An 11,491-nucleotide genomic window follows, 5' to 3' on the forward strand; every position below is an offset into this window, starting at 1 on the left:
AGCGGCAAGGCCGGCTTGTGTTTGCCGTAGCCGTAGCGGTTGGCCTGTTCGGCGTCCTTCTCCTGGATATGGCCGCTGTCGCGCAGGATGATCTCCGCGACATCCCGCGTCGCGGCGCTGGCCAGGATGGGCCCGCGAAAACCGTCCTTCACCAGTTTCGGCAGGTAGCCTGAGTGGTCCAGGTGGGCGTGGGTCAGGACCACCGCGTCGATGCTTGAGGGCTCGATCTGGAGGGGGGCCCAGTTCTGTTCGCGCAGGGTCTTGAGGCCCTGGAAAAGGCCGCAGTCGATCAGGATGCGGCGGCCATCGGCCTCCAGCAGGTGTTTTGATCCGGTGACGGTGCCGGCGCCGCCGAGGCTGGTGAGACTGATCACGATGGAGATCCTTCCGGGGGTGAGATTTGCAGGATGCGGGGGTGTGCTTCGCCGCGGACGGCGGCCATCTCCCCGGGTGTCAGGACGTCGGCCGCGTCGGCGCCGAGGAGGTCCGCACAGGCGACCGCGGCGTGAGCCCAGGTGCACCGGTTGGCGAACAGCATGCCGGGGGTGTCGAGCGTCCCGCCACGGCTGAGGTAGCCGAGCGCCCGGGTGCGCTCGGGCCCTCCGTCGAGGCGGCGCAGCAGTCCGAGCATCGGCTCCGGGCGGGTGTGGGTGAGGATCAGACGGGGCAGGCGTTGGGGAAAGAGCGCTTCCAGCGCCTCGGCCGAGACCACGTGCGCCGCCTCGATCTCGTCCCTCGGGGCCCGGAATCGTCCCGGTTCGAGCAGAGCCGTGACACAGGCGCGGCGGCCATGATGCGTGAGTCGCGCAGCCGCCGCCAGCGCCTCCCGCGCCTGATAGGCGCCGACCGCAACGATCTGGATCTCGGCCCTGTCCAGGTCCCCGCCGATGAGCGCCGCGCCGCGCTCCCAAAGATCCTGGGCCGCGGCCCCGTCGAGCACCTGCGGCAGCGTCCGTTTGGGCGTGATCAGACACGCGACCTCTCCGCGCCGGCCGTAGACCCCGCGGAGCGCGGCGACGGCGCTGTTGGCGTCCACCGGGAACAGCACCCGGGCGGTGTCCGACATCTCCCCGAGCAGGGCCTCGGCGAGCGTGGGATCCTGGTGCGACTGTTCGTTCTTGCCGTTCTCCCAGGTGTGGGATGTGGCCAGCAACGGGACGGCGAGCCATCCCGGGACCTGGCCGCTCTCGCGCTGATGGCGCGCGAAAATCACCTCCTGGCGCAGGAGACCCAGCATCTTCACCGCAAACGCTTCGTAGCTGACGATGAGATTGAGCCCGCCCTTGTTGCCCAGCGCGGCGCCGGCCACCGCTTCTTCATTGAGGGCGGTGATCACCGCCCCGTCGATCGCCTCGGGAACGCCGGGTTCCGGTCGGTTCACCCGGTGGCCAAGCCGGTCGAGCGTACGCCCCATGCCATTGCTGCGAAGCTCGTCGGGATTGCCGAGGCGGACGCGCAGGCCCGGGTTGGCGTCGACGAATTCCACGAACCAGGCGTCGATCGCCTCCATCGGGGACCTCGCCCTGTCCGACCAGTCCGGAATGGGCCGCACGGGCGGCGGCGGCGCCCGCCGCGCGGCCGGATGGCGGCTTTCCAAAGGCCGGCGCTGCAGGTCATGGGTCGTGAGAACCCCCAGGGCGGCGTCGAGCTCGCTTCCCTGCACGAACAGCGTCGCCGCCGCGGCGTTGAACGCCGCCCGCGCCCCCTCGTCCGTTCGGGGATCGCCCTCCAGTGGCAGGTTGTGGGCGCGGTTCGTCCCGGCGCCGGGAAAGCCGAACCCCTTGACCGCCCGCGCGATCACATAGGGCAACGGCGCCGGATAGACCCGGTCGGGATCCGCTGTGAAGCGCTTCAATCGCTCCTCGGAGTCGAGAATGGCCCACGCCACGGCGGCTGGATCGTGACCGTCGATCTCGATCGGGTCGAAACCGTTCAGACGAAGGTGTCGTTCGAGCCAGCCCGCGCCGCCGTCCTGGGCGATCTCCGTGCGCTCCTCTATGCGCCGCCCGTTGAGGATCATGAGGGGCGTCACCAGGCCGCTGTCCTCCGCCCGCCACCATCGCGGCGACCAGTCGGAGCCGCGCTGCTCTTCGAAGGCGCCGTCGCTGAGGAAGGCGACCAGACTCTCGCCGGCCAGCGGCATATGGACATATTCGAGCTCGGCGAACCCGAGATAGCCGCCCTCCGAGACGGCCCCGGCCGTGTCCGGCCCGGCATGGCTGCCAAGCGGCGCGGCGGGCCGGCCGTCGGCGCCAATGGCGTAGCTGTAGAAGTCCGAAACGAGCTGGGACAGGCCGGCGTCCGAGCGGCTGTACCGACCCTTTTGCCGGGCAGAGACATCGCCGGTCAGCGCGTTGACCGCCTCGATCGCAGCCACGCAGTGCCCCTGGCCCATGATCCAGGACCGCGTGACGCCGGACAGGGCGTTCGCCAGCAAATAGCCGACGAAGGCCGGGACCATGTTCAGCGAGCCGCCGGTATGGCCCTCCGGCAAGTCCTTGAAGGCTTCCGTCGGCAAGGGCGCTCCGGACAGATCCACCCGGCGTACATAGGTCATGTGCGCCACCAGCCACATGCCGGCGCTCGCCAGCCGATCGGCGGCGGCCACCAGACGGTAGACCGACTCCTCGTCCGGCCAGACGCCTCGGCGCACGAGACGCTGCGCCATGTCCTCGATCCGCGTGACGGTGTCGGCTTGCCGGACCAGAGGCCCATAGCCGGGTTTCCACGTTTCAGCCCAGGTGATCGACACGATAGCGCCTTGCCACGAACAGACGGGCGCCGTGCCCGCTCCGGAGATATGACGCCCGCCCCCCGGAACGCTTACATCTGGCGGATAGACGGCCGACAGGATCACCGGCTCCAGGACCGGCGCCTGCCGCCTGAGTGACCGACCCCGGTCCTGACATCCCGGTTTTCATCGCCCACGCCCGGCGCGCCGCGACAGCTCATGCGCCTGGGTCCATGCGCCTCGCGTCGGCCCGGGACAGCGCAAGGGCCGCCACCCACGGCAGGGTGAAGGCCAACAGCAGCCATTTGAAATCGGAGTCGATGGCGAAGTTGGTGACGGCCATGCCGCCGATCGATACCAGCCCCGAGACGGCCGCGACCATCGTCGCCCCGGGCCGGGCGGACCGGAAAGTCGTCATCGCGACATGGACGGTCAGCAGACCGGTGGCGAGCATATAGCCCCCCAGCACGCCGAAGACGCGCCGGAGCCACGGGGCCAGCCGGCGCAGGATGTCCTGGATCTGCGCCACGGTGGACCCCATGTATCTGGCGTCTTCAGGCAGCAGCGCCGGTCGCAGGAAGACGAACCAGAGTCCCATGCCGATGAGGATCAGTCCCCCCACGGCGAGAGCGCCCGCCGCGAGAGACCGCAACCTCACCCCGGTCATGGAAGCCGTTCGTCCCGGTGATCGGACGGGGCTTGACGGTCACCCAGCTCGATCAGATCCGTCTGACCAAAGGTTCGGCTGTAATCCAGAAGTGACACAATGGTCGGGCGCAGGCGAACGACAGCCACCCCCTCCAACACCGCCGCCGGCGCAGGCCGCCCCGGTCTGGGAAACTTCTTCAGAACCAGTCCGGCCACGTTCAACAGCTCCCCGGGGTCCGTAACCCGCTGCGCCACCGCCGCGAGCGAGATCGCCTGGATGGGTTTCGACGTCTCATGCTCGGGGGTGACGGTCGCTGACACCCGGGAGTCCCGGGCGATGTTTTCCAGCTTCTGCGAGTGAAAAGTCGTCCCGAAATAGAGGTCGAGGTCGTCGTTCACGAAACTCACGACCGTCGCCTGCGGCCAGCCGTCTTCACGGACCGTCGCCACGGTCAGGGTGTCTGCCCGGCTGAGAATGGAGAGGATCAACTCCCTCTGTTCAAGGTCCAACTCAAATCCTCCAAACTGCAAGCGGCGTCGGACCACGAAGGCAGAGGCGTCGGGACACCGCCACCCCGCCCCCGAACAGTCACCCCGGATGGCGCTCAAGCCAGGATTCGAGTTCCGCGATTTCCCGTGTCTGCGCATCAATGACCGCCTGCGCCATGCGCCGGGCTTCGGCGTCGGTGGCGTCGCTTCCCAGCAGAGCCTGGGACATCGCGATGGCCCCCTGGTGGTGGGCGATCATCTTCCGGGCCCAGGTCCGCTGGGTATTCACATCGGTCGCCATCATCATGGCGCGGTGCATGCCCATCTCGGCCCCGGAGAAGGCGGTCCGGGGCATGTTCATCCCCGGCGGCATCGCATGATCCTGGCCCATCAGGCCGGAGCCTTGGGCTGCGTGTGGCATGCTCATGCCGGCCATCGGCCTGTCCTGCGTCGCCACCCCTGAGTCGGACGCCATTGCGGCGCACCCGGCGACGCCGAGCAGCGAAAGGGTCGACAAGGCGATGGCCGTCCGCCTGACCGAGCGTTCTGTGACGTTGAACATGATGGTGGATCCTTTGGATCAAGCCGCCTGCCAAACGGACGTGACGTCCGGACCGCGGCGGCTGTCATTTCAACGAACACCGGCGTGGTTGGTTCAGTTCGCCAGGCGAGGCGCAGCCGAGTCGGCGCCGGCCGAGCATCCGGGGCAAGCCGAGGCTGAGCGCCACGCCGAAACCGGTCACCGCGGCCATGAGGAGGAACGATGCATCGGGCAACCAGGCGACATCGTACAACAGCCCTCCCGCCGCCGAGCCGACGGCCGCGCCCAGACTCGCAGCGGCCGTCTGCTTGCCGAGTTGCGCACCTTGCGCCTGACCGGCCTTGCTGGAGGTCCAGTAGGTCAGGATCGGCGCCAGAATGCCGGCGCTTGCCGCCACCGCGCCGATCACCGCGAGCATCAGGTTGAAATCGGTGGCGCGCGGCAGCAGAAACAATCCGATCCCCAGGACAGCCAGCGCCGGCGCGATCAGCCAGCGGGTCGTCGAGGGTTTGACCCAGGGGGAAAACACAAGGGCCTGCACCACGAGCATGACCAGGCTGCACTCCGTGAACATCAGTGCGATCTGGGTGGGGGTCATGCCCAGTTCCTGTTTCCCGCGCAGCGCCAGCCCGACCTCGAACACACCGACTCCGGCGGCGACGATGAACCCCAGGATCAGGAGATTGGGGATCAGCCATCGGCTTGTCGGCGATGCGGTGGGATAAGGACTGGCGAGCCGACCCTGGCTCCGGGTTCGCGGCAGGGCGAAGACGGCAGCGCCGGCGATGGCAAACGCCAGAACGGCCGTCGCGGCCAGCGGAAACGTCAACGACGCCATCGGATCGGCGGTCGCGACCATGTCGGCGCCGGCGCGAGCGATGAAGACGCCCAGCATGGGTCCCAGTAGAAATCCCGAAATCCCCGCCAGGCTGACGAAGGTCAGGCGGCGCGCCCGCGCCTCTTCGGTCGCCGCCAGATCTCCGACGGCGGCCAGCGCCACCGGCGTGACGGCTGCGGCGAACAGGCCGCTCAGGATACGCTCCGCGTAGACGGCGAAGAGGCTCTCGACGAAGGCGAAAACCAGCATGGTGGCGCCGAAGCCGATCAGGCCGATCAGCAGGACGACACGGCGCCCATACCTGTCGGACAGGCGTCCCCACATGGGCGCGAAGAGAAACAGCGACAGCATGTAAAGGCCGGTCAGCAAGCCTGTCGCCCGGGAGATCTGTCCTGCCTCAGCCCCCCCGCCAAGCAGCCGTTCAATCAGGAAGGGCAGCAGGGGCAGGACGACTCCGAAGCCCATCGACACCGTGAAGGCTGACGCCATCAACACGGCCATCGCCGCGAGAGAGATGTTTGATTGAGCGCGGCGTTTCACGCCGCCGCCTCCCCGGGAGACGCTGCCGGGTGGGACGCCTCGCCCGGGCGGCGGATGCCGGTCAGCCTGGTCCGCTTCAGCATCAGGGCGTTGATCGCCACCAGGGCCGAGCTGCCGGACATGGCGATGGCGGCGATGCTCGGCCCGAGCAGGAACGGATAGAACACGCCGGCCGCCAGCGGGAAGGCGATGACATTGTAACCGACCGCCCACCACAGGTTCTGGTGCATCTTCCTGAGCGTGGCGCGCGACAGTTCGATGGCGCCCACGACGTCGAACGGATCGCTCCTCATCAGCACGATGTCGGCGCTTTCCATGGCCACGTCTGTACCGGCGCCGATCGCAAAGCCGACATCGGCCTGGGTCAGGGCGGGCGCGTCGTTGACGCCGTCGCCGACCATGCCGACCTTCTTGCCCTGGGCCTGGAGTTCCTTGACCTTGCTCGCCTTGTCGCCGGGCAGGACGTCGGCGAACACGCGGTCGATGCCCAGACCCTTGGCGATCCGTTCGGCGGTACCCTGGTTGTCCCCGGTCAGCATGATGACCTCGACGCCCCGCGCGCGCAGGGCCTTGACCGCTTCGATCGCCGTCGGCCGCACCGCGTCGGCGATGGCGATCAGACCCACCAGCTTGGAGCCCACGGCCAGGTGGACGACAGTTCGACCGGCGCCCTGTAGCGCTTCGGACTTGCCGCCGAGCTCGCCCAGGTCGATCTTGTTCTCCGTCATCAACCGCTTGTTGCCCAGCAGCACAGTCTTGCCGCCGATCCTGGCGCGAGCGCCCTTGCCTTCGATATTGGTGAAGCCGGTCGCCTTGGGCGCCTTGACCTTGGCCGCCCGGCGCAGAATGGCCTGGGCCAGGGGATGGTCCGATCCGGCCTCCACGGCCGCGGCCGCGGCCAGCAACTGATGCTCCGTGGCGCCGTCCGCCGTCACCAGATCGACCACCTCGGGCTGGCCCATCGTCAGGGTGCCGGTCTTGTCGAAGATGATGACGTCCAGCTTGGTCGCGTCCTCGAGCGCCGACGCGTTCTTGAACAGAATGCCGTTCATGGCGCCGAGCCCGGTCCCGACCATGATCGCCATCGGGGTCGCCAGGCCCAGCGCGTCGGGACAGGCGATGACGAACACGGTGATGGTCAGGCTGACGGCGAACAGGAGGGGCTGGCCGATGACCCAGAACCAGACCACGAAGGTCAGCAGCCCGACAATGATAGCGGCCCAGACCAGCCATTGAGCCGCGCGATCCGCCAATAGTTGTGACGGCGCCTTGGAGTTCTGGGCTTCCTGAACCAGCTTGACGATCTGGGCCAGCGCCGTGTCCGCGCCGACCTTGGTGGCAGTGTACTGGAACGTGCCGCTCTTGTTGATCGTCGCGCCGATGACGGTGTCGCCGACCTTCTTTTCCACCGGCATCGACTCGCCGGTCAGCATCGATTCATCGACGAGCGACGCCCCCTCGAGCACCGTTCCATCGACCGGAATCTTGTTGCCGGGCCGTATTACGACTGTATCGCCGGAGACGACCTCGGCGGTCGGCACCTCCAGTTCCTTGCCGTCGCGCAGGACGGTGGCCATGGGTGGGGTCAGATCCATCAGGGCGCGGATGGCCTCGGAGGCGCCTGCCCTGGCGCGCATCTCCAGCCAGTGACCCAGCAGGATGAAGACCAGCAGGATGGATGACGCCTCATAGAACTGCTGGCCGCCGTAGACGAAGGTCGACCCGACGCTGAAGAAATAGCCCGTGCCCACGCTCAGGACGACAAGCACCGCCATGTTGGCGACGCCGCTTCGCAGCGAGCGCCAGGCGGCGACGACGAAGGGCCAGACCGGATAGAGGATGGCGCCGCTGGCCAGAATGAACAGGACGAGGTCCAGCCTCAGGCCGAACGGGGGCGGAACCCGGATAAAGTCCATGCCCATCGGCGAGAAGGCGAAGATCGGCAGGCTGAACCCCAGGGCGATCCAGAAGCGGTTGCGCATGTCGCGCACCATCGACTGCATGTCCCTGCCGGACCCGTGGCCCATTTCATGGGCCATGGCGTCCTTCTGCGCCTTCGCTTGGGCCGGGTCTTTCCCCTTCTTCGCGACGGGCTTCACCTCGGCGGATGCGCTCCCGGCATGCCCTCGATGCGCTGCGGCGGCTGCGGATCCGCCCGGCTCCGGGGCGCCTTTGGCCGGCGCCGGGTGGTCCTGGCAAACATGTTTGGGCAGGGCCTCGCCGGCGCAGTGAAAGCCGCAGGCCTCGATCGCGGCCCTGATATCAGACAGGCTGGTCCTGGCCGCGTCATAGGCGACCGTCGTGGAGCCGGACACCGGGTTCACCGACACGCGGCCGACACCGTCGATGCGGCGCAGTTGTCGCTCTATCCCGCGCGCTCCAAGGACGGAGAACAGATTGCCGACGTCGAGTGTGCGGGTGGTCATGGCTGCTTTCTGACTGGTGACGGGACGTCCGAAGGACACCCCGCTCGATTGTCTTCGCCCTCTCTGACGGCGACGACCCGGATGTCGTTACAAATCCACCTCGGGCAGCGGCGACTCCGACGTCCAGACCCGGTTCCCGGCGAACAGGTCGTTGTCGATTCCCATGGCCAGATCCGTCGCGGCGATCGACCGGCGGCCCGACGTCTCGCGTCCGTCGAGCGCCCTTATGGCGTCGATGGTTTCCGGCACGACGATCGCCTGATTGTCGACCATATAGGCGTAGAAGAGTTCATCGCCCTGCACCGTGAGCATGTCGGCCCAGAGCGCCACCTCATGGAGGTCGCTGCGGGATCGGCCCCGATCCGCCATCAGCTCCTTGACGGCATTGAGGGCGTCCAGACCATACTCGTCCTTCATCAGCAGGATGCGTGACGAGGATCGGAAGGCGTCGAGCACCTCCTCCTTGGCCGCCGGTCGGGTCATCTGGACCGACCAGTAGTGCAGGTGGGCGATGGTCTCCGGCACCTTGACCGCCATGGTCACCACATCGAGGTCCGGATCGACGGTTTGGGCGTCGGGACCCTGGTGACTGGGGATTTCGGGCTCCGGAACGAGGGTATTCATGATGCCGCCCAGGTGGCTTTCCCACGGATCAGTCGCGCGTCGAAGCAGGACGCCGCGGGCCCGGAGGAGCAATCCCGCGCGCTTGAGGGCACCCAGCGTCCGCACCGTCGCTGTGGTGTTGCAGGAGACCACCCGGGTCGACTGGCGCCCGACCGCCGTCTCGAAATTGGCCTCCGCGACGAAGGAATGGCCGGTGACCGCGTGCTTCTCTCCCCCCTGAAGGATGAACTTCAGGCCCCGGGCTCGGTAGAGGGGAACGTTGTCCGCCGCCACGTGCTTGGGCGTGCAGTCAATGATGACATCGACCTCGTCCAACAGATCGTCCAGGCGGCCGGCAGTCGGCGCGCCCGCCACGTGGAGCTCATCCAGCGCCTGGGCTGTGGCGGCGAACAGCGGCACGCCCGAATCCTGAAGGACACGGGTGCGCCAGTCGGTCGTGACGTCTGCGACCCCCACCAGGGTCATGTCCTTCTGGGCCCGGACCGCATCGGCGACCCGTTTGCCGATTACGCCGTATCCATTCACGGCGACCCGGGTTGGTCTGGTCATGGCAACACCTCTCCAGTTCGATCACAAAACAGGCGACGAACCGGCCGCGCATTGATGCACATCAAGGCGTAGCCGCGCCAGCGCATGAAAGTCTGGAACGATGTCGGATGGGACGGGATGTCGGACGCATATGATCGAAGACACCACATCGTGGCTAGAGATCTGCGGATTCTGACTGCGGTCATCTTAAGTCGCAATTCAGCGCTCAAGTTCGCAAAATCTTTCCGGAGCGCCTCCCTTGGGGGCGCTATAGTGTATACTACATATTTGCGAAACACGTCGAATTCGATGACGCTTACTCGGATCTGTTCAAGTGCCCTCATGGATCGACTTGCTTCAAGGTGGCGCTGGATGGGGCAGTATTGGTTTTTTGGCCAGTTGATTTGGAGGTGTGGAATTGCTCCGCATCAAACATATAGTCTCGTGTAAGGGGAGCGGCGGACACTCGCCGCGCCAACTGAATCTGGAACACCATTAGGCCACCGACGCGGAACCCAGCTTCGCAGACGGCGAGATAATATTCCCACATCCGGCAAAACCGCTCGTCATAGAGGGCGGCGGCTTGTGCGCGCCGGGCCTGGAAGCGTTCGGACCAGCGCTGCAGGGTCTCGGCATAATGCAGCCGCAGAATCTCCACGTCAGTCACCCACAGATCGCTCTTCTCAACACTGGCCAATACCTCAGACAGCGATGGGCAATAGCCGCCCGGGAAAATGTACTTGTCGAGCCAGGGGTCGGCGTCGCCCGGTGGATTGCGGTGGCCGATCGCGTGGATCACGGCCAAGCCATCCGGCGCGAGCCGGCAACGGATCACGTCGAAAAATTCGCTGAAATGCGGTTCCCCGACATGTTCGAACATGCCGACGGAGACAATTCGATCAAAAGTGCCTGACGAATGTCGATAATCTTGCAGATGAAATCGCACGCGATCATCCATTCCCTCGTCGTGTACGCGCTCTTGCGCAACAGCCAGTTGCTCCTGCGACAGGGTGAGTCCATCGACCTCGACCCCATGACGCCGCGCAAGGTCGAGCGCGAGCCCTCCCCATCCCGAACCGATGTCGAGAACGCGAGCACCAGGTTCGAGGCAGAGCTTCGCAGCGATGTGCCGCTTCTTCTTGAACTGCGCCTCGTCGAGGGTTTCATCGCCAGTCTGGAAATAGGCGCAGGAATACTGAAGGTCGTCGTCGAGGAAGAGTTTGTAGAGCTCTTTCGACAGGTCGTAGTGATGAGCGACATTGACGCGCGCGCGCTCGACCGGATTGCGGCGCTGAAGCTTCTGGACCGGCGCGGCGAAAGCGCGAACCGTCTGAGCCTCCTTGGTCAATGTCTCGGCCGCGGCGACCGCGATAAGGAGAAAGTCGCGCAACGTGCCTTCCTGCACGAGGAGGCCGCCGTCCATATAGGCTTCGCCCGCCCGAAGACTGGGGCTGGCGAGCAATCGGGCCGGTTCGTGGGGATTGGTCAGCCGCACGGTCACGAACGGTGCCTCGCCCGTCCCGAAGACATGGCGCCCCTCCCAGGGATCGACGACGACGAGCGTACCGTATTGAACCGCCCGTTCCAGCACCTGGGCCAGCACAATGAAGGCAGCCCGATCTGGCAAGACAGCGCGCAGGGCTCTTTTCAGCATCAGGTGGTCTCTCCTTGACTGTCGGATCGGCGACGGGATTTCACTAATCAGACGGCGGAATCACCGGTGCATTACAGTCGCGGTAAGCAAAAATCGTTGGAGCGAAATCGCGGGGCGAGTCACAAACGGTCCTGGGCATTCAAGCGGCCTGGGCCATTTCGCAACCTACGATGCCGTGGACTTTTCGGCTCTCAATTGTTGGCTGTCCGACAGGAACACCCCGTCCTCTTTTTGAAGAGGATTCGCCGACCGTATTCGAACAGCTTGTAAACGATCAGTCCTTTGGGAACCTGACCTGCCCCTGAGAACGTCCTCCACTCGGCGCTAGAGGCCGGGGAGCAGATGATCCACCCCGACCTCGAGCACTCGGAGCTCGGATGATTGACCTCGACGGCCTACGCCAGAACGCTAACCGAGCGCTCCTCGAAGGTTCAATGCGATCGGCATTGGCGCGGTGACGTGACCCCCTGAA

Annotated in this window: 9 protein-coding genes; all 9 read right to left on the reverse strand. The window is 66.1% G+C overall.

Features of this window, described 5'->3' with window-relative positions:
* Positions 1-374 (reverse strand): MBL fold metallo-hydrolase (locus tag B2U11_RS09445; protein WP_292071344.1); only part of this gene is annotated, 374 nt, incomplete at its 3' end.
* On the reverse strand, positions 371-2,752 hold the full coding sequence (locus B2U11_RS09450; RefSeq protein WP_292071345.1) for a xylulose 5-phosphate 3-epimerase: 2,382 nt from the start codon (positions 2,750-2,752) through the stop codon (positions 371-373). The genes B2U11_RS09450 and B2U11_RS09445, both read right to left, overlap by 4 nt.
* Before the next feature lie 196 nt (positions 2,753-2,948).
* A complete protein-coding gene (locus B2U11_RS09455) occupies positions 2,949-3,398 on the reverse strand; it encodes a hypothetical protein (RefSeq protein ID WP_292071346.1) in 450 nt (149 codons plus the stop codon).
* Positions 3,395-3,889, reverse strand: a complete 495-nt coding sequence (locus B2U11_RS09460) for a pyridoxamine 5'-phosphate oxidase family protein (protein WP_292071347.1) — start codon at positions 3,887-3,889, stop codon at positions 3,395-3,397. The genes B2U11_RS09455 and B2U11_RS09460 overlap by 4 nt, the downstream gene beginning before the upstream one ends.
* A 79-nt stretch (positions 3,890-3,968) precedes the next feature.
* On the reverse strand, positions 3,969-4,430 hold the full coding sequence (locus B2U11_RS09465; protein WP_292071348.1) for a DUF305 domain-containing protein: 462 nt from the start codon (positions 4,428-4,430) through the stop codon (positions 3,969-3,971).
* 64 nt (positions 4,431-4,494) lie between these two features.
* A complete protein-coding gene (locus B2U11_RS09470) occupies positions 4,495-5,787 on the reverse strand; it encodes an MFS transporter (RefSeq protein WP_292071349.1) in 1,293 nt (430 codons plus the stop codon).
* Positions 5,784-8,213 (reverse strand): heavy metal translocating P-type ATPase, encoded by a 2,430-nt coding sequence (locus tag B2U11_RS09475; protein ID WP_292071350.1) that lies wholly within the window; start codon positions 8,211-8,213, stop codon positions 5,784-5,786. Before B2U11_RS09475 ends, B2U11_RS09470 begins: the two co-directional genes overlap by 4 nt.
* A gap of 87 nt (positions 8,214-8,300) precedes the next feature.
* Entirely contained in the window at positions 8,301-9,386 is a 1,086-nt protein-coding gene (locus tag B2U11_RS09480; protein ID WP_292071351.1) for a type II glyceraldehyde-3-phosphate dehydrogenase, read from the reverse strand.
* 319 nt (positions 9,387-9,705) lie between these two features.
* Positions 9,706-11,019, reverse strand: coding sequence for an SAM-dependent methyltransferase (locus tag B2U11_RS09485; RefSeq protein WP_292071352.1), 1,314 nt, complete (start codon positions 11,017-11,019; stop codon positions 9,706-9,708).
* Between the last annotated feature and the right edge of the window lie 472 nt (positions 11,020-11,491).

It is taken from the genome of Brevundimonas sp. UBA7534, assembly GCF_002479325.1.
Classification (GTDB): domain Bacteria; phylum Pseudomonadota; class Alphaproteobacteria; order Caulobacterales; family Caulobacteraceae; genus Brevundimonas.